General features: G+C 44.1%; 19 protein-coding genes and 1 pseudogene. 3 read left to right on the plus strand and 17 right to left on the minus strand.

Translation table 11 applies throughout. The features are described from left to right. Positions 1-3 precede the first annotated feature (3 nt). The 5 genes from ACTNEN_RS07440 to ACTNEN_RS07460 form a co-directional block, all read right to left on the minus strand. Positions 4-3426, minus strand: a complete 3423-nt coding sequence (locus ACTNEN_RS07440) for an EAL domain-containing protein (protein ID WP_441205515.1) — start codon at positions 3424-3426, stop codon at positions 4-6. Next, positions 3413-4780, minus strand: a complete 1368-nt coding sequence (locus ACTNEN_RS07445; RefSeq protein WP_441205516.1) for a diguanylate cyclase domain-containing protein — start codon at positions 4778-4780, stop codon at positions 3413-3415. Before ACTNEN_RS07445 ends, ACTNEN_RS07440 begins: the two co-directional genes overlap by 14 nt. A 286-nt stretch (positions 4781-5066) precedes the next feature. Beyond that, positions 5067-5324 carry a PH domain-containing protein gene (locus ACTNEN_RS07450; protein ID WP_441205517.1) on the minus strand — a complete coding sequence of 86 codons (258 nt, stop codon included), beginning with the start codon at positions 5322-5324 and terminating at the stop codon, positions 5067-5069. A gap of 80 nt (positions 5325-5404) precedes the next feature. Beyond that, positions 5405-5737, minus strand: coding sequence for a type II toxin-antitoxin system RelE/ParE family toxin (locus ACTNEN_RS07455; RefSeq protein WP_441205518.1), 333 nt, complete (start codon positions 5735-5737; stop codon positions 5405-5407). Continuing rightward, the gene (locus ACTNEN_RS07460) at positions 5730-6056 is read right to left on the minus strand and encodes a type II toxin-antitoxin system RelB/DinJ family antitoxin (RefSeq protein ID WP_441205519.1); all 327 of its coding nucleotides are present in this window, start codon (positions 6054-6056) and stop codon (positions 5730-5732) included. Before ACTNEN_RS07460 ends, ACTNEN_RS07455 begins: the two co-directional genes overlap by 8 nt. 392 nt (positions 6057-6448) lie before the next feature. Between ACTNEN_RS07460 and ACTNEN_RS07465 the strand changes: the two are divergent. Continuing rightward, positions 6449-7039, plus strand: a pseudogene (locus ACTNEN_RS07465) (IS256 family transposase); the annotation flags it as partial. 412 nt (positions 7040-7451) lie between these two features. Here ACTNEN_RS07465 and ACTNEN_RS07470 read toward each other — a convergent pair. The 5 genes from ACTNEN_RS07470 to ACTNEN_RS07490 form a co-directional block, all read right to left on the minus strand. Next, positions 7452-9326 (minus strand): exonuclease domain-containing protein, encoded by a 1875-nt coding sequence (locus ACTNEN_RS07470; protein ID WP_441205520.1) that lies wholly within the window; start codon positions 9324-9326, stop codon positions 7452-7454. Between the two features lie 139 nt (positions 9327-9465). Beyond that, complete coding sequence (locus ACTNEN_RS07475; protein WP_441205522.1) at positions 9466-10155, minus strand: type I restriction-modification system subunit M N-terminal domain-containing protein; 690 nt, start codon at positions 10153-10155, stop codon at positions 9466-9468. A 408-nt stretch (positions 10156-10563) separates the two neighbouring features. After that, positions 10564-10836 (minus strand): AbrB/MazE/SpoVT family DNA-binding domain-containing protein, encoded by a 273-nt coding sequence (locus ACTNEN_RS07480; protein ID WP_441205524.1) that lies wholly within the window; start codon positions 10834-10836, stop codon positions 10564-10566. Positions 10837-11279: 443 nt separating this feature from the next. Next, positions 11280-12263: a type II secretion system protein gene (locus ACTNEN_RS07485; protein ID WP_441205526.1), complete on the minus strand. Its 984-nt coding sequence runs from the start codon at positions 12261-12263 to the stop codon at positions 11280-11282. An 18-nt stretch (positions 12264-12281) separates the two neighbouring features. Then, positions 12282-13124: a type IV pilin protein gene (locus tag ACTNEN_RS07490; protein ID WP_441205528.1), complete on the minus strand. Its 843-nt coding sequence runs from the start codon at positions 13122-13124 to the stop codon at positions 12282-12284. A 15-nt stretch (positions 13125-13139) separates the two neighbouring features. On the opposite strand from ACTNEN_RS07490, the gene ACTNEN_RS07495 reads away from it, so the two are divergent. Further along, positions 13140-13268, plus strand: a complete 129-nt coding sequence (locus ACTNEN_RS07495; protein ID WP_441205530.1) for a hypothetical protein — start codon at positions 13140-13142, stop codon at positions 13266-13268. Here the strand turns inward: ACTNEN_RS07495 and ACTNEN_RS07500 are convergent. The 6 genes from ACTNEN_RS07500 to ACTNEN_RS07525 all read right to left on the minus strand — a co-directional run bounded on the left by ACTNEN_RS07500 (position 13261) and on the right by ACTNEN_RS07525 (position 18023). After that, on the minus strand, positions 13261-13572 hold the full coding sequence (locus ACTNEN_RS07500; RefSeq protein ID WP_441205532.1) for a hypothetical protein: 312 nt from the start codon (positions 13570-13572) through the stop codon (positions 13261-13263). The two genes, ACTNEN_RS07495 and ACTNEN_RS07500, sit on opposite strands and share 8 nt — an antisense overlap. Positions 13573-13662: 90 nt before the next feature. Continuing rightward, positions 13663-14208 (minus strand): type II secretion system protein, encoded by a 546-nt coding sequence (locus ACTNEN_RS07505; RefSeq protein WP_441205533.1) that lies wholly within the window; start codon positions 14206-14208, stop codon positions 13663-13665. A gap of 20 nt (positions 14209-14228) precedes the next feature. Continuing rightward, positions 14229-14747 carry a pilin gene (locus tag ACTNEN_RS07510; protein WP_441205535.1) on the minus strand — a complete coding sequence of 173 codons (519 nt, stop codon included), beginning with the start codon at positions 14745-14747 and terminating at the stop codon, positions 14229-14231. Between the two features lie 326 nt (positions 14748-15073). Beyond that, positions 15074-15508, minus strand: a complete 435-nt coding sequence (locus ACTNEN_RS07515; protein WP_441205537.1) for a type IV pilin protein — start codon at positions 15506-15508, stop codon at positions 15074-15076. 75 nt (positions 15509-15583) lie between these two features. After that, positions 15584-16795: a type II secretion system F family protein gene (locus tag ACTNEN_RS07520; protein ID WP_441205720.1), complete on the minus strand. Its 1212-nt coding sequence runs from the start codon at positions 16793-16795 to the stop codon at positions 15584-15586. Positions 16796-16943: 148 nt separating this feature from the next. After that, on the minus strand, positions 16944-18023 hold the full coding sequence (locus tag ACTNEN_RS07525) for a type IV pilus twitching motility protein PilT (protein WP_441205539.1): 1080 nt from the start codon (positions 18021-18023) through the stop codon (positions 16944-16946). Positions 18024-18282: 259 nt separating this feature from the next. On the opposite strand from ACTNEN_RS07525, the gene ACTNEN_RS07530 reads away from it, so the two are divergent. Next, positions 18283-18657 (plus strand): desulfoferrodoxin family protein, encoded by a 375-nt coding sequence (locus ACTNEN_RS07530; protein WP_441205540.1) that lies wholly within the window; start codon positions 18283-18285, stop codon positions 18655-18657. A 236-nt stretch (positions 18658-18893) separates the two neighbouring features. Here the strand turns inward: ACTNEN_RS07530 and ACTNEN_RS07535 are convergent, their stop codons facing one another. Then, a complete protein-coding gene (locus tag ACTNEN_RS07535) occupies positions 18894-19625 on the minus strand; it encodes a DUF554 domain-containing protein (protein WP_441205542.1) in 732 nt (243 codons plus the stop codon). Positions 19626-19633: the final 8 nt, after the last annotated feature.

The following is a 19633-nucleotide window of genomic DNA, read 5'->3' on the forward strand; positions in this document are numbered from 1 at the left end:
ACGTCAAAATTCTTCACTATCCTTGCTATTAAGGATGACCCCAACCAAACCATGTGTATATGAGTTTTGGTCTCTGCTGAACGTATCTGTGTAGTATGCTCTGATCACAGGGCAGCAGTTTCCGCGCCACTGACCTACTCTCCTTACAGCTTCTATCGCCGCCCGGATTTTTCCAGCAGCATTTCTCACTTCCTCCTTATCGTTAAACTTCATTAAAAGATAAAAATAGCTTGCCTGAGTTCTGCCGATGACACAGTTCATAGCACAGCAATTTTTCAGGATTTGACCGATTTCACTAAGCAGAGCGTCTCCTGAGCTGTCTCCATAGAGCTTTACAATCTCCTGATACTGAGGAACATATACTTCAATCATCGCAAAGCTTCTACCTGTGCGCCAGTACTCAACAAGATAGTCATAGATACTGTCTGAAATACCGCGCGTATTGGACAGACCGGTAATCAGATCCATAGATGATCGCTTTTTGTCCTCGATAAAAAAGTGCTGTGCTTCCTCTGCATCAACCACAGCTCCCAGAATACCTATGATTCTGCCATCACGATAAACCGGGATCTTACTTGCGACAATTTCCCGGTTTGAGCCATTTATGATACAACACCCTCTCTGCATATAAATTTTCTTTCCGAAGCTTAGTACCTCTTCCTCATCCTTTTTAAAAGGTTCCGGATCAATATGCCATCCGATATCTTCATCCGTTTTTCCAATAATCTCCTTTTCTGTATGAATACCAAAATATTGCAGGAAGCTCTCACTTGCCCCAACAAACCTTCTGTTGGAATCCTTCCAGAAATACATGCGGTTTGCATTTAAAGACAGATTTTTCCAGAGGATATCTCCTGTAAATGTCTCTTTTTCCTGTATGTATCTGACATCGCTCAGTGAGGACACAATCCTGTCGATTTTTGATTCGTCGAGCTCGGTTCTTATCGTGATGTGCAGAGCTCTGTTGAAATCCGATCTCTGCATAGGGATAATGATATGGAGAAACCAGCGGTACTCCCCTGAAGCCGTCATGCTCCGGAAAATCCCCGTGAGAACATGGTTCGGATTCTGCTCAAGACGGGACTTCATGGTAGCAGTATCAATAAATTCCAGGAAACGCTCCCGATCCGGCAAGTAGCAGTACTTTTCGGTCCAGGCTTCAACTATCCTGAAAATATCCTTTTGCTTTTTCCCCACTGCCATCGGCTGATCTGTAAGCGAAGTCTTTATCCCCTCCAGCGTGTCATTTTCCAGGTCAAAGATTGCGATGTCATTGCACATATAATAGAGATCACTCATCGCTGTTAGCGTCACCTGCTGGAAATTCTGAACATTTACTTTCACATACTGAATATGAACCGTATAAATATAATGATTATCCTGTATAGCTTCCACTGATCCCGTAAGCTGCATATAGTGATCTCCGGAAGGATATGCTGTCGTCTGTGGACCTTTCTGCTTCCGAAGCTGCTGATCTGCATACTGTCTATGGAAAATATGGATCGGATCTCCAGGTGTATTGAGTTTATTTTCCCAGTCCTTGAGATCCCGCACATTATCTCTGGCCAGAATCTCCCGGTAAGCCTCATTGACAAAGAGGATCTTTAAGCTTACGCCGTCATCCTCCACAACGCAGAGCGGTTTATCTGTGAGATAATCAATGCGGCTCAGCTTCGTAAGATAGGATCGCCACATCGCCTTTTCCAGCTCTAATCCCCTTTGTTTCAAATATGAGATCATCTCTTTCAATGGCATGGGGTGTGCAAAATAATACCCTTGTATCTTTTCACATCCGATTTCCCGTAAAAACGAAAACTGTTCTTCTGTTTCCACACCTTCCGCCAGCGTGGAAATGTTCAGCTTTTTCGCCATCCGCACGATTGATATAATGATCTGTTTTGCCTTTTCATCAAAGTCCTGGAGAAAAGACATATCAAGCTTCAGCTCATCAAAGGAATACCTTTTTAAAACACCCAGAGACGAGTATCCCGATCCAAAATCATCCATCCATACCTTATAGCCCATCTGATGAAACCGGCTGATGAACGCATTCACCTTATCTGTATTTTTAACAAAAAAGCTCTCCGTAATCTCCAGATTGGTGAATTCTCTCGGCACGCCATACTTCTGTGATATCCGGTCTATTGTATCCGGGAGATCATCATGAAAAAAATCCTTCCTTGACAGGTTCACAGATACCGGGATCGGGCTGCCCCCGTTTTGCTTTATCTCTGCATAATTTTTGCAAACCTGCTCAAACACGTACAGATCCAGTTTATATATCTGACCGCTTTCCTCCAGTATGGGGATGAACCTTCCCGGAGAAATCGCACCATATTCCGGATCCATCCACCTCGCCAATGCCTCACCGTTGCACACCGTTTTTGTCATTGTGCGGATTATAGGCTGGTAATAAACGTGTATCCATCCATTTTCCAAGGCCTTTTCAAAATTTCTCAAGATATGGGATTTAAGAGACATGTTTTTCTGGATGGTGCTGTTAAACCAGGCAAATGCTGACACCGTCGTCTGCGAGATAGATTCACATGCAAGTCTCGCATTGTCACAGGCATCGGTCAGTCTGGTGCCATTGTTTTCATATTTATAAATTCCTGTTTTTACCGCCAGATTGTTTCCACCGTCCAGATTTTGCATCTTAAAAAAGAGCGCATTCAGCTTGGTTTCAATCTGATCATTTTCCGCATATACGACAAAATGATCGCTCTCAAAACGAGAGGCTCTATCCCTGCCAAAATATGTTCCAATCAACTCTGCAAGAGCCAAGATCTGTTGGTCTCCAACCCGGAGTCCGTACCTGCTGTTATATTCCTTAAGTCCGCACAGATCAAAATATAAAATCACAGGCATCTGGTCCTGCTGCCAGATCTTCTCGATGCCTGTCATAGAGTAATCTAGGAAATGCGTCATATTCTGCAGTCCCGTAAGAGCATCATAATGCTTGGTAAATTCTGAACTGTCCGACGCATCATACTTACCTGACAACGTGGTCAGGACTGCCTTAACCACCTGATCATTGCCTGCCTCCGCAGTTTCATCTGCATATGTGATAAATGCCATGCTTACGCCATCTACCGTGATATGCTTACCTGTTCCGTGAATCAGATGATATTCCGCCTGATCCTCTCTTTTATTTCGGAAAACAATATCATAGTCGCTCTTTTGCGTGGCAAAGCTGTAGGAATACTGCTCCATCCTGGCAATGTCATCGGGATGCACATTTCGATACAGATCTCTGCCAAGACCGTAAACCGCTTCCTCACTGCTGCTGTAGCCAAAAAGTTCCAAGTAAGCCTTGGAAACCAGGAGCGGCTTAATCTGCTCCTCGACATACTGGTATACAGCGATAGGTATAGGTATATTTTCTATAAAAGCTCGAGTGTCAGCTGAAAATTCATAGGGTTTCATACTCTGTAACCTTCCTGTTTCTTCTTCGGTCAAATCCTTTTCTCTCATAAAAAAGCCGCTTCTGCTCGTACATCTGCCGGTCTGCGATCCGCAGCGCCTCTTCTACTCCGCTGCTGTCAGAATACCAATATGCACCAGAAGAAAACTGATTGATCTTCTGCTCTCTCATTTTCATCGCAAGAACTTCGTACGCTGCATGAAATTCTTTTTGCGTTATGTCCGGGACAATAACCACAAACTCATCTCCGCCAGCCCGATATACCCTTTCCCTTCCGAACTGAACTACAAGTATCTCCGCAGAATCCCGTAGTACCTGATCGCCTGCTTCGTGTCCTCCGGAATCATTGATAAACTTCAGATTATTAACATCAGCATATACAAGACCGATGGTAACATGCTGCTTTGCGAGCTGATTGATGCGCTCAATCATTGCATTGCGATTGAACACTCCGGTCAAAGTATCCCTTCTGCTCAGCCGATTGAGTCCTTCCATCAGCCGGTGGTTGACGATCTTGGCACCGATAAAGTACGAGATCGAATTTAAGACTGCCTGCGTATTTACGAGGTCATTCTGCTCATAGTTATCTGCGCCCAGATATCCTATAAGTTTTCCGCCATCATAAAATGGTGCAGCTGCCAGCCGATGGATGCCCTGCCGTTTCAGGTTTTCATAATCCACCGGATCATCTGCCTTAAGCTCCTCGATATCCGCAATAACAACACTCGAGCTCTTTTTCAGATACTTTTCCCATCCTCCGAGGTACTCATCATAGCTCAAATTCTGCAAGGTCTCAATCTCCGGTTTCACACCATCCGCACACCACTCAAAGGTATTGCTTGCCGTTATTCCATCAGTTTCCAAAACATACAAACGGTCCGGATGGATAAAAGCACTGAGCTGTTCCAGCGCATGATTCATGCATGTCTCAAAATCCTCTCCATTATTCAGGAGCTTTGAAATAAGGAGAATGATATTGTCGGTATTTCTTTCACGCTGGCTTTTTAAAATGAACTCATCGATATTGGTAAAAAGAAATACAACGGTGTCCGGTTCGGAAGCAGGACTCACCTTAAAATCCAGCCAATGCTTTGCTTCCTCCGAATAGAAACATGCGTGCACTGTCTTTCTCTCTGCTAATGCCTGTTGACAGTAAGGAAACCATACATGACCAGAAGGATACAGCTCTAGAAAATCATGACCAATCAGTTCTTCTCTCTGATGCTCTGCCATCTCACAATATGCATCACTGACATATACATACCGCGTATTCACCACCCGCTTGCGCGTGGAATCAAACAAAACCCGAAACACTGCATAAGGCGTTGGTATAGCATCTAGTAGTCTGAGCCGCATATCATAATCCTGAATTTTATCTGAAGTCATATTTAATCGGATGCAAAGTATCCTTTTATCCACCTTTCTTTCTCTTAGGCTGTCACTTACTCTGTCTTTAACTCTTCCAGCGCAGCCATCTCTTGATATTATAATATCACTTAAAAAATGTTCCGTCTATTTATCCATCAGTCTATTTATTAAAATAAAAAGAGCAACTGCCGCAATGATATGTGTCCAGGATTCTGGGTACATATCATTAACAACAGATGCTTGTTTAATGATAACTATTTGGTTGCACAACCTCTTATAATACGAACTGAGAGATCGTTACACATATTTCTTTGATGTTTACTTGAGACTTAAAGTCAAATTGAAGTTTTGCTCCATTGCTGAATGCAAGAATAAGTTCGCTGTCGATATCCAAAACTCCGGCTGTTTCCACGCCGAAATACTGAACTTTCGAATACGGGTAGGAAAAATTGGAAACAAAGACCTCCGACCCCGGGGAATCAATTTCGCGGACGCACGCACGGAAGGGAGCGCCGGTCTCCTGTAGAAACACCTTTCAGGATTATGATCTCCCCCTGGTTGGGCAAAAAATAAGCACTTGCCGTTGTTCGGCAAATGCTTTTTGGTTTGCTGTTATTGCATTGGCATTTGTTCAAGCCATTTAGGCTGGTCGCTGCCAGTATAAATTACATCAGTTACATAAACGACATGCGCTTCTTCTAAAATCCAGTAGTAGATATAATAGTTTTTTACCTTCACCTTTCGAACCCCTTCATCATGCCATGGTTGCTCATCAATCAGTTTATGTCTGTCTGGCATATTTGAAAGCTTTTTTATTTCGCTTTTGAAAAGTTCCAGGTGTCCAGCCGCCGCTGATGGGTTCGAGAGCTCTAGCGCTATGTAATCCCTGATTTCCGTCATTGAATGCAAAGCATGATATGTAATGATGACTTTGTATTCATTCATTAACGGCCTCTTTCTCTTTATGCCCTTCGAGCAACTGATCAAATGCTTCGTCCACAGGGACTCCTCTTCCAGCCTTTGCATCCGCAAGTCCCGCCGCCATTTGAGAATCAAATTCTTCTTTGGTCATCTTGCTTAATGCCCGAGGGCCATTCTCAGGGACATACGGTCTGAACGGAAGTCCATGGCAATATATAATCTGCCTATAGAACATATTTATTCCAACAGATGCAGGAATTCCCATAGCCGAAAGAATGTCTTCTGCTTTTGTCTTCACATTTTCTTCAACACGTGCATTAACGTTTGCTGTTTTATTCGCCATAAGTGCCACCACCTTTCTACTACAAATATAGCACTTTGTGATGCTTATAGCAAGCTAATGTGTTGCTTAATACTTATATTTTAGCTGTGAATCATACTTTCTCGTCTTCCTGTCGTGGCACCTCTTGCAGGGTGTGCGGGTCAGTAAAAAGGACCGGAACCCAAGTCACGTTAATCCTCAAAGCCATATTCCGTTTTCATCTGTTCCAGTTTTGCTTTCAGTTCATAATACTCTGCCTTCTTCCGGTCTTTCAGCCGTCTTTCATATTCATACAACCTTTTCAGGATAACGTATAATAAGTTTCGCAAATTCAATTGAATAAAAATAGACATAGTCTATTGCCATCAGTAAAATTAAGTTACCACACAAAATCCACCAAGGAGGCAATGACTATGTCCGATAACATTATACAGTTAAATGAAGACCTAATAAAGCATGATCTTAAAGATCTTGTCCGCAGTAGTGTTGAAGAAACGCTGAATGCCCTGCTCGATCATGAAGCGGATGAACTTGTCAACGCTTCAAAGTATGAACGTACAGAGAATCGTAATGGCTACCGCTCAGGTCATTATGAGAGAAACTTCACCACAACTGCAGGAGACGCGAAATTAAAGGTCCCTAAATTGAAAGGTATCCAGTTTGAGACAGCCATCATCGAACGCTATAAACGCAGGGAATGCTCCGTCGAAGAAGCTCTGATCGAAATGTATCTGGCCGGGGTATCCGTCCGCCGCGTAGAGGATATCACAGAAGCTCTTTGGGGAACTAAGGTATCTCCAGGAACGATCAGTAATCTCAATCAGAAGGCTTACGAACATATCGAAACCTGGCGCAGCCGAAAATTGACCGGTGAATACGCATACGTTTATGTTGACGGTATTTATCTGAAACGCAGCTGGGGCGGCGAAGTGCAGAACGTGTCCGTCCTTGTTGCTATCGGCGTATCTACAGACGGCAACCGCGAGATCATCGGCGCTGCACAGTACATTTTTATCGGAATGTCTTCAGCGTAGTCCCTCGAGGCGTCTGCCGGCTAACTACCAAGAATCCGATGGTTGAAATTGAATTTGCGAAAAAATCTTGACACTATCGACGTTTTTTATTCGTTATGAAGCAATTCACTTCTTCTTTTCGTCAGACTTCACTATTGTCTGCTTCTGGATCTACATCTTGTCTGGGATGCATACTGACAGCACCCTTGGCCTGTAAATTGGCTAGATTCTCCAGCATTATCTTTCCGATCTCGGTCGGATCATAATTGCACGCGGAACAAAGGAGCCGCAGCCCATCTGGCGTCAACATACGACCATGCCTCGTGTCATCCAGCAACTTCTGATATTCTTCATATTGCTTGTTTGTAATCTTATGCATATTTTCATAGACTGTAGCATCTTCTCAAATGCTATCTCCTTCGTTATGATTAGAATCCAGATAACGCCAAACATATCCAGCCGCATGCTTCTGCCGTCCGGAAGCCGCATCACGTATACTTTTAGAATTAACGCCTACAGCTGTTGATGCCGATGATACACTTTCATATTCTTCAAGTAAAGTCATGTCATCATCATATCTTCCTATTTTATGGCCCGTATTTTTAATCTTATGTTCGGAAGGCTTTATCGTTTTTTCTGTCTGAAGCTTTCTTGCAAGGCGACGCTCTTCCTTCTCTTTTTCAATAGCAGCTTTTTCTGCTTCACGCGCAGCTTTTTGCTCTTCTTTTTTGTCTGCCCTGTCGATACCAGAAGCAATTAAAGAATCCACTTCATCATCATCGATTTGAAAGGTATATTCTGCGTCTTGCTGAACCCATCTATTATGGCGATAGAAATCTGTGATATTTTTCCCATCACGTTTATATCCCTTAACAATAGAGGATTTAAGGAGCTCAATTTGTTGTGGCCGTTCCAGATCTACGCGAACTGAATAAGCTTCCCCGTTACGATAATCTGTATCCTTTGCCTCTAACTCACAATGAACATAGTCTGATTTGTCAAACGTAAAATACATAGGCTTACTCTTTAGTATTTTAAAGCTTGTAAAACCATATGGATATTTTGCCTTAATGTTTCCTCCGCTTTTCTTTTCAAAACGAAGTCTCGCGGTTTCTTTTCCCGCATCCATAAGAACTTTTTTAATATATGCACAAATTTCACGTTCTTCGTCTGTGGGAAGGGATTTCTCTCGTGCAATACGAGCGAGCTCAGCTTCATCTTTCATGTTTTCCAATAATTGTACCAGAATCTTTCCGCAAGTTATTGCATCCCCTTCAGCACGATGTTCATCATCATTTACTATTCCATAATATTCGGCAACTGTCGGCTGTTTATAGTTCGGAAGGGTAAGGTACTTTCTGGAAAGAGCCAGGGTGTCAAAATACCTTAAAGTTACATCCTCATTATATTTGAGCCGTTTTAACGAATTAATGATAAATGCCATATCAAATGAGGCATTGTGAGCTACCATACAGATATTCCCCGCAAGAGTATCCTGGCCTAAAAAATCTGTGAATTGATCATATGCAGAAATTTCGTCTTCACCATAGATTTCCAAATCTTCGTCAGTAATACCGTTTACCCTTGAAGCAGATTCTGGAATGTGTTTGACAGAAGCTACCAATGTAGAATATGAGTCAACAGGAACTCCGTTCTCAAATTTTACAGCGGCGATTTCAATAATTCTGTTTCTTTCGGGACTTAACCCTGTAGTCTCAACATCCACAGCAAAAAACGCATCATGTAATGAATCGATGTAAGTATTTCCTGCAGGAACATATTGAATCAATTTTTTTCGAGTGGATTCTCTTAACTCCTTTATATATTCATCAAGATCATTTTCAGATTCTGACGTAGAAGATTCACCTTCTGCTGAATTATCTTCTTGCGTCATAGCGGGCTCAGGCACTTGAATTGCGACACTGTGGTCATCATTGTATTGCGGCTCAGACGATGTTTCATCATTATTCAGCGGTGCTGGTTTATTTGATGCCTGTATTAATGGTTTATCCTCAATTTGAGTTCTCGACTCCGACATAGCAGCTCGAAAAACCTGATTCGCTATATTATAGCTATTGATAGGTTTCTGCTCAGATAGTGTTTTCGCATGATTCTGTGAAGCAATTGTTCTGGTTTTCTTTTTCTTCTTTTCTCCAATAATGATAAGAAGCACGCCGGGAATAATGAAAACCAGGCTCGCACCTCCGGCACCACCTAAGAGTGCAAGTACCCCTAATACAGTAATTATTATTCCTGGTATTAATGCTATCCTATACATGTATTTTCCTTCCAATTTTAATATTTCAGTATTGTCATCAATCTTTGATGTAACTCTTAACCGCAATAATACAAATCATACTTTACGTTGTACACTTAATCACAGCCCTGCACCCTTATTTTCGACCTTGCACCCTTTTTCACGCGCACATTTTGGAAGCGTTAAATTGTATCATTTTCGGTCGGATGATTTCCAGCAGGATCCCAGACGTCGGTTCCAGTATGTTGACGATCATTTCCACAAGTGATTTAGGCGTAAAGAAAACGCCGTCGTCCTGAGCAACGTTCTTTGCAAACTTATTCAGAAAGTACTCGTAGATACGTCCAATAACATCTCCGCCAACATCATCCAGCGCATTGTTATTGAAGATCCGGAGAAGCTCCGAGAGAAGCTCATCTGAAAAGATGGTATATTCTTTTGGAAGTACGCCCTTTAACTGTTCGCTCTGATCTTCTACCATTGACATTGCGTTGTTTACGGCTGCACCAAGGGACGCAATCTGATCACCATTTCTATCGGTCAAGTTTGCGGCAGAGATGTCTTCTGGAAGGTTGACGAGATAATCATACTGTGCTTCACGAGGAAGAAAGAGCGCAGACTTCTCTGCAAAATCAATCGCCTCTACAGGTATTACTCTCCCATTCCGCATCGGACGATCTTTCAGGATCTCTGCTTCAACCCTTTTGAAGCGCGAATACGCATATCTGAGAAAGATCAGGTCAAGCACAGGCATACAGTACTGATTCGAGGTGAGTTTTGAACCTGCACGAAGCAAGTCTGCTGATTCCCACAAGTCTGATTCAAGCTTTTTGATGCTCTTATTGTCCATGCCGTACCGTCTCCTCCTTGTGTGGTTTACATCACTAAAAAATGAGGCATAGAGCGATTCTACTTTGCTCCATGCCTAAACTATTACCCGCCCTTAGTATGCTATTAACCAGTTTTCTGATATTTCTATAATACCATATCGTCTACAGTCCTGCCATGAAAAGTTGACCGATAGACTTGTAATCTAAAGAATCAGCACCGAAAAAGCGATGCAGGTATTCATCCCGCACCGCCTTATAGCTTTCTCATGCAATAGATTTTCTTCATTGTATATTCAAAAAGTCACTTACGCTGATAATTCTTGGGTCCGTAACAGAAGACTCTAAAAAGTCTTTATCACCGGTTAAGAACAGATCAGCACCTGCATCTAATGCCGCAGAAATGAGTATGTTCGTGTCAATCATTACTTTCACTGAGCATTTTCCTCTCTTCTGGATTTTGTAATCCACTCAGCTATGTCATTTTCAGATGTGATGCCTGCCTTATCTGCCTCTCCAGCCATTTGCTTTTGCAGACGCTTCAAAGCATATATGGCAGAATTCATAATTTTTATATCTGATCCATCCACGATAAAAGTCACTCTGTCGCCGACATCAATACCTAAGGCTTCACGCACATTTTTGGGAATCGTCACCTGCCCCTTGGCCATTACCTTTGCATCATTAACGAATTCGGTTTTCATTAATATCACCTCCAAAAGTAGGAAAGTAGGATTTTCCTACTTCTATTATACATGGAAGCGCCAGATATCGCAAGTTTTCCTTAACCATTCTGAGTTGTGCGTTCTGAGTTGTGGTATCGCAGTATCGATCGGAAGTTGACCTACACCGCTTAGAGAACTGAACCGCTGTTCTACACACAACAATAAAGCGATGCAGGTATTCATCCCGCACCGCCGTTTATCCCGTTCACAATCACCCCGGTAACTTGACTGTATTCTCGCGCTTAAGCTTTGTCGGCAACACTGGCGTGATGGTAAAGCCGTTCTACTGAAGACACTTCCTTAGAACACATGGAGTCGATGACTATTGCTTGAAAACCCGAGGTAGTAGTTCTGGATTTCAGAGTCAAAAGGATGACTAGGACACGGGGTGTGAAGATGCTTTTGTCATCTGCCTCCATAACTCATGAATTTAAGTTTATTTTTACCCATTTATCATCGCCATCCGACGGAATTATATAATTGCCTTGTGCGACAAACAAATATAGCTCTCCGTCATCAGTCTTATAAATATCACCATATTCAGTATCAGGCAAATCGCGGCCATTGCTTGAATCTGCACTTGTTAAGACTTTATTATTCCCGACTTTTACATAATAACTTTGACCCTGGCTTGTATCTGGAGTGGGCCAGTTATACTTATTCACTAATGTCGTATCCGTCTTTGCAATATACGTTTCACCTTTATATGTATATATGTTTCCCTTGGATATCTTAATGTTGTAATCTGTATTATCGGTTTCCTGAGGTTTTCCCTGAAGCTCAGTAGCTTTACTCGTAATTGTACTTAACACTCCGCTACCCTGGGGATCAGAATTTGCGCCCGATCCACCACCTAAACTTCCACCAGTGTTTCCACCAGAGCCGCTTCCAGTATTTCCACCTCCGGTACTTTCACTTCCAGTACTTCCACTTCCAGTGCTTCCTCCACTATCACTTCCACCACCGGTACTTCCACCACCAGCATTTCCGCTACCTGAGCTTCCGCTTCCACCTTCGTAGTGAAGGATCACCTGATCATCCCTATACTCAACCCATGCGGTGCCGCCAGCTTTCGGATGGTCTCCTTCTATGCTCTGATATACGCCTTGCAGATTTTCCTTTAGCCCTGTGCTCTGCCATTCATTCTTCTTCTGCTTGAGCTCCACGGCACCGAACATAGCATAGCCGTTTACATCGCCGCCATCGGTTATCGCCTCCGCCATCACCTCTGCATACTGTGATCGAATGTTCGCCGCATCCGTAGCTTCTCTGGCTTTTTCAAGCTGTGAGGTAAAGATCGGGATGGATATTGCAACCAATACTCCGATGATGGCGACCACAATGAGGAGTTCCCCAAGTGTGAAGCCTTTATTTCTGTTTTTCTTCAACTGTGATTTCATCTTCATAACATTACTTCTATCATATTACTCTTTCGGATTGTTCCGATAAATCGTTTGTCCGCTTTGATCAGCAGAAATTCTGGTTCCTTTTCCCTTATCGTAATACTTAGAAGGATTCCACTTTCCATCTGCCGTGTACCATTTGCCCTTAATATCATAGCCACCGGACGATAGCTTTGGCAGAACAATTTCATTTACCGAGTCAGGCATATTGGCATACATCTCAAAGCTCGAATGCTCCAGTACCGCTCGAGATAGATCTACTTTTTTCAAGTTGGTAAAACCGCTGAACAAGCTTGTCGTGTTGTCTTCGATTTTAGACCCATCCGGAGCAACAATCTGTTCTATTTCATCTGCAGAGACTCCAATTCTTGCAAGCTCGTCCTTGATCAATTGGTTGTTGAGATTCTTTTCCGAGAATGTAAGCGTTTTGGTATTTGCGTCATAAGACAATAACCCCTGGATCCACCGGGCAGTAATATCTGATCCGTTAATAGTCACCTCAACCACGGAATCCTTCGGCATCCCAATCGCTCCGGTGATGGAACCCTCCGTATCTTCTTTTGTAGATTTTCCATATCCGGACTCTGATACCTTTTTATCCAGCTCCATCGAATTTGTCAAATCTATCTTTGTAACAGAGCCGTCGTTATATACATAAGATACTGCTCCGCTCTCGCCATTGCTCATATACTCCGCCGCTGCGGCAGCTTTGGCGCTTCTGACATTCGCCTGATCCGTGGCAACTCTACTCTTCTCCAGCTGGCTGCTAAAGATCGGGATGGATATCGCAACGAGCACAGCAATGATGGCAACAACGATCAAAAGTTCTGCTAGTGTGAAGCCTTTCTTGTCCTTTTTGCTCATGAGATCACACCTCCTATGATTACTGAAAAACCCGAAACAAGCGGGCTGGATTGTCCGTTTATCCCGGGTCTCATCGATGTCATGGGTACAGGTAGAGTCTCTGCACCGCTCATTCAGTATTGTGATACGGCATCCGTTATTTGATATTGTGCTTGTTCATCTTCTCTTTGAAGATATCCGTGATGATCGTTCGAAGCTCTTCACGCTCTTTTTCCGGCAGTTCTCCCGGGTTCTTTGCGACTGCATACAGCTCAGGATACTGATTGGCGATCCGCTCGATGGTTTTTGTCGTTGCATGCTTTCTCACGAAGAAGGGAATCTTCTTGATCCACTCCTGCGGGACGAGAGCAAGGATCTTGTCAGCGGCCTCCTTGTCGGTAATATTGGCGGTTGATAGGCCGGCGTTGATTTGTTTCTGCTCTTTATCTGTGAAATCTTCTATGTTCATGGTTTTGTACGCCTTTGATCAATATTCATTAATCACTTACGACGAATGATACTAGTTTTATTTCTCTGTGCAACCATAGGATTATGAATGTTATGATGTAAAATAAAAATAAGCGTATTTGAGCTTATATTCGCTTGTGTGTACTTGGTCAAAAGTGAAATTCACATATGCATGTCGATAAGAAGTAGTATATTTTCCGACATCACCATATGTATTGTCATTTAAATTCTTATTTTTGCCCGTTAACACAAATGGTAAATCTTTTGCAAGTCCACTCCAAGCATTGGCCGAATGGCTTTCTATTTTTACTTCAACCACAACCGCAGATACGTATCCATTTGCGTCTACATAAATTTTATCATTTCCTTCTTGATATGGTTTCTGTCCTGTAGTTGGGGAGCCATTATAGGTCAGCGCATCTGTCATCGCCTGAGCATACGCTGCTCTAATATTAGAAATAGAAACAGCATCCCTTGCCTTCTCCAGCTGCTTACTGAAGATCGGGATGGATATTGCAACGAGCACTCCAATTATGGCTACCACGATTAAAAGTTCCGCAAGAGTGAATCCTTTGTTGGCTTCTCTCCTCATGTTGTGTTCACCTCCGATCACTATCTTGCTCTGTTTTTCCTTCATCTGTAATCACCTGCCTTTCATTACCACAAGCACACAATTGCTAGGAAAGTTCCATCTCCCTGCATGGCAACATCCCAATAGCGGTAAATGCAGTCGGTAAGAACGGTACAAGACATTGTCTCAGTACTAAATAGCTTACCGCCCATGTTCATCTTCCACTTAGATATATCAGTTTCTCCTTTTCCTCCGCTTTGTGAGTAACCAATATTGGCAAAATCCTCATAATGGAATCCGTTCTTATCTTGTGGACTTCTTATGCCCCAGTCCTCATATGTGCACTGTCCCGTTTTTGTATCATACCTGAAATACATATGCTGATCACGATTCGTCGTTGTCGTTTCCTTGACCTCATCCGGCGTTTCCAGAAAACAGGTGATCGCTGCTGACATTGCAGAGCGTGCATTTGATTGGTTCACAGCAAAACGAGCTTTCTTGAGCTGGGCGGTAAAGATCGGAATGGATATTGCAACGAGCACTCCGATTATAGCGACCACGATGAGGAGCTCTGCCAGTGTGAAGCCTTTCTTATTCTTTTTCATAGAGCATCACTCCCCCCTCTCATAATAACGCCCACAGGTTCTTAAAATTGCGGAAAACGACCTCATTATGCGCAAATGTGCACGTTGAAAATTGCAGGTCAGGTGGTCCATCCTGGTCGTCTCCCTATGTGCTGATGGATCATCATCGCAGGTAAACTTACATTACGCCCGCAGGTTCCGAAATCTGCGGAAAATGGCCTCATTCTGCGCAATAGTCTAGGGTCATTACAAGCGATGGACAGGCGCGCGTAATAGCTCATGATGATATGAAGAAACCCTCCAGATTGCTCCGGAGGGCATTTCAAACAGCTTATTAAAATTCGACTTTACTTTGTGACCGCAGTTGCTGTGACGGAATTCAAGCCATTATCATTATAGCCAAACGCAATATCAAACTTTCCTGTGCCAGTACCAATGTTTCCCATCTTAGACTTGATATCTTGCTGGCCGGCTTTCGGAATTGGAAGATTCTCTACACCATCAAGACCGTCTGCTTTACCCTTTGCCTCTACATTCGCTACAGTTACTGTCTTGCCATCATCGCTAATTGTAACATTAGAACCATCTCCAGATCCTGTCAGATATGCAGACTGAGCTTCCGCATATGCAGCTCTGACATTACTAAGAGTTACCGCATCTCTCGCCTTCTCCAGCTGCGATGTAAAGATCGGAATCGAGATCGCCACCAGAACACCGATAATTGCAACAACAATAAGTAACTCTGCTAAGGTGAAGCCTTTTTTATTTAACTTCTTAAACATAATTGTTCCTCCTAAAACTATCGCCTTATTAATAAATTAATGTATCTAAACCCTTGCGGGTAGAGATCTGTTACGTTACATCAGGTCATACATCGTAAACATCGGAAGATAGATGGAAAATACGATGAAGCCTGCAAAGATTGCCAGGAAAACCAGAATCGTTGGTTCCAGTCTTGCGATAGCGGTTTTTATGGCATTGTCTACTTCATTTGTGAAGTAATCTCCGATAGTGGTAAGGGTTGCATCCAGCTCACCACTCTCTTCACCGACAGCACACATTTCCTTTAAGGTATCAGGGAAATGCTCCGATTTCCGGATGCATTCGCCGAGAGGTCTACCCTCAATGATCCTGCCGATCATGCTCTCCACGTCCTTATGCAGTAGATAATTGTCCATGACCTTGGCTGTGATTTCCACGGCATTGTCAAGTGTAAGTCCTGCGGAGATCATCATCGCCATGGTGTTGGCAAACTGCGCCGCGCCATTGAGCGTATTGATCTTACCGATAACGGGAAGGGACAACTGCAGTCTGGCTCTCAGCTTTCTGCCGGATTCTGTCCGGACAAAGGCTTTCCAGGCGAGAACTGCCGCGAGGATCAGGATAACCATGACGATCCACCATCTTGCAAAAAAGTCGGAGAATGAAATCAGCGCCCTGGTTGCCAGTGGTAGCTGTCCTCCGAGGGAGGCAAAGGTTTCTGCCAGTGCCGGGATGACCTTTGTCATGACGACGATCAATACGACGATCGCAATACAAATGACAAAGATTGGATACGTCAAAGTGCTTTTGACCTTTTCTGCTGCCTTATAGGTTTTTTCGTAATATTCCCCCATTTTGGTGAAGGAATGATCAAGTGTACCGGATTGTTCTCCTGCCCGGATGCTCTCGATAAAGGTGACTGGAAACGCGTCCTTAAACTTCTCAAAGCTTGACGCGACGGTAACACCAGCGTTTACATCCTCAGCTGCGGAGATGAGAATTTTTTTGAGTTTTTTATCATCGGTCTGTCTAGCAATCATCTCCATGGCCCTGCCGACAGGCATACCCGATTTCAAAGTTATGGCGAACTGCGAACACATCAGTGCCAAAGACTTGGTCCTGACTTTTTTGCTCCCTATTTCCATGTTCAGGAGTCTGTGTTTCGAGCCAGCCTTGACAGGTACGATGCTTGTAATCACCGGGCATTTTTCCTTGATCCTGGCTGCCGCCTGAAATTCGTCCATCGCCTGTACGATGCCACGAGTTTCGGTTCCATCGGCTGTCAGCGCCCTGTATGAATACGTCACCAAACTTTACTCACCTCTCTTTCCCTTAACTTCTTCCTATCACTATATTATTGTTAATGGTTTAGAGATTTGATTACCTGTCTGCTGATAGCTTCATTATAGTCATACTCTAAAAATAGTCAATAGCGTTATTTATTTTTTTAATCGTTTATATCATACGGAAAAGCTTCCTGAGTTCCTCTGGTGAGTGGCTGTAAGACAGTGCCATATCCGGGGTAATCCTTCCTGCGAGCGCAAGGTCCCGTAGGGCGCTGTCCATCGTAATGGATCCGTCTTTGGATCCGGATAAAACAAAGGAGGGGATCTGCTCGGTCTTGTGTGTGCGGATTAAGTTCCGGATTGCGGTATTCAGGACCATGACCTCTGCTGCAAGCACTCGTCCTGCACCTGCTGCATCAGGTATCAGCTGCTGGGAAATCACCGCCTGGAGCGTTGCACTAAGCTGTGTGCAGACCATCGGCTGCTGCTCCGCCGGAAAGACGCTGATGATCCGGTCTATGGTCTCTGCCGCAGAGTTTGTATGCAGGGTTGCGAATACCAGATGCCCGGTTTCGGCCGCCGTGAGCGCACTGCTGATCGTCTCGAGGTCACGCATCTCTCCAATGAGGATGATATCCGGATCCTCCCGGAGCACGGCGCGAAGAGCATCGCTGTAGCTTCGTGTATCCTGTCCGATCTGACGCTGGTTGATAATGCATTTATCGGGATGATAGACATACTCGATCGGGTCCTCCAGCGTGATGATGTGCTGGGCTCTGGTTTCGTTGATTCTCTCCAGGATGGCAGCGAGCGTCGTGGACTTACCGGATCCGGTTTCTCCCGTCACAAGGATAAGTCCCTGACGGTATTCCGGGAAATGCATGACCGCCTCCGGGAGCCCGAGCTTTTCCAGTACCGGGATATGATCTGCCAGGATACGGATCGCAGCGGAGATCGTCCCCATCTGATGGAAAAGGTTGACACGGATACGCCTGCCGCATGCTGTAAGTCCAAGGTCAAGCTCCCCGGTTTTCCTGATTTCATCAAAGCGTGATCCTGCAAGCTTCTCTGCGACTTGCAGGCAGTCCTGCGGAGTAAGCGCCCCAATATCCAGGTCCCGGATTTTGCCGTTCACTCTGCATTTCGGGCAGATGCCTGCAATGATGTGAATGTCGGAAGCTCCCATGTCAATCGCCTTTTGTATCAGTTCCTCTATCACAATATCCTCCTGTATAATATTCCCCTGCATAATACCTCCCTGTATCATACCTCTCCAGTTCATTCCTCTCAGCATCATCCCACCGGTATGCTTTCTCACCTGGCGAGGCCTGCGTTTCGTAATTACAAAATTACATAATTTCTGAATGACACAATTTCATAATTTTAGCTACATTCTGAAATTTCCAGCTAAAAATGTCAATCTTTTTGCAGAAAACATTCGCAAGATACCAATGGAAATGTTAAAATATGAGTAGCTTCGTTTTGTTTTATTTCAGGAGGGACATTACATGAAAATTTTAAGATGTGAGAGCTGTGGTAAGATCGTGATGATGGTTAAGGACAGTGCCTGCCCGACCAAGTGCTGCGGCGAACCAATGGTAGAGCTTGTACCCAATACTACAGATGCTGCCCAGGAGAAGCATGTACCTGTTGTTACGGTTTCAGGCAATCAGGTTACCGTTACGGTTGGTTCCATAGAGCATCCGATGCTGGAGGAGCATTTTATCCAGTGGATTATCCTGGAGACCTCCGAGGGCATCCAGAAAAAGGATCTGAAGCCTGGTCAGAAGCCGACAGCGACCTTTGCTCTTACGGATAGCGAGACTGCTCTTGCAGCGTATGAGTACTGCAACCTCCATGGCCTCTGGAAAAAGGAAATCTGATAAAAGGACATCTGATAGAAGGAAATCTGATAGAAGAAAATCCAAATCAAGTTAAAAATTAAACTCATAGCTTTAATACTTCACACAAAGAGTCTCCGGACAGGATGGAAATTTTTTAACTCCTGCTCCGGAGGCTCTTTTATGCATGATTCATTTTCTTCACATATCACGCTCTTACAGAATAAGCTCTTAGAGCATTTCTCTCGGCAAAGCCCACTTCTTTAGAATTTGGAGTGTCAAAATCCCGGTACAAATGCAAAGATTACTGCAAATATCAGTGCCGGAAGTAAATTTGCGACCCGGACGGTCCTGGGCTTAAAGAGATTCACGCCCACGAGAAAAATCAGGATCGAGCCGACCAGGGAGATATTGTTGAGAGCCTGTGTGGTCATAACCGGCTGAAGCAGTCTGGCAAGAAATGTCATACTGCCCTGCAGGATCCCGACCGGGATAGCCGAGAACACACAGCCTTTCCCCATAGAGGACGCCATCACCATCACAATAATAAAGTCCAGTACGGCTTTTGCTGCAAGAGTAGAGTAATCGCCGTAAATTCCGTCCTGAATTGAACCTACAATCGCCATCGCACCGATACAGACCGTAAGGGACGCACTGACAAAGCCGTTGATAAACTGCTTATCGTTACTGTTGCCGGTCCGCACCTTAAGCCAGGCACCAAATGCCTCAAACTTGGAGTCAAGATCAATGATTTCCCCAAGTACAGCTCCCAGTACCAGCGAGAGAATCATCATCATGGTGCCCTTCGTGCCAAATTTTGCCGGATCGGAATCGCTTACGGTCAGCATCTTGGAGACCGCCCCGCTGATACCGATAAAGACGACGGCTGCAGCATTTGCCTTTAAGACCGTTTCCTGGAACCGGGAAGTGAGAAACCTGCCGGTTCCAAGTCCCAGCAGACCTCCTGCTGTAATCCCCAGTACATTTAGGATTGTGCCTGTTCCTACCATTTTATCCT

It is taken from the genome of Oribacterium sp. HCP28S3_H8 (assembly GCF_052064775.1).
GTDB lineage: Bacteria > Bacillota > Clostridia > Lachnospirales > Lachnospiraceae > Oribacterium.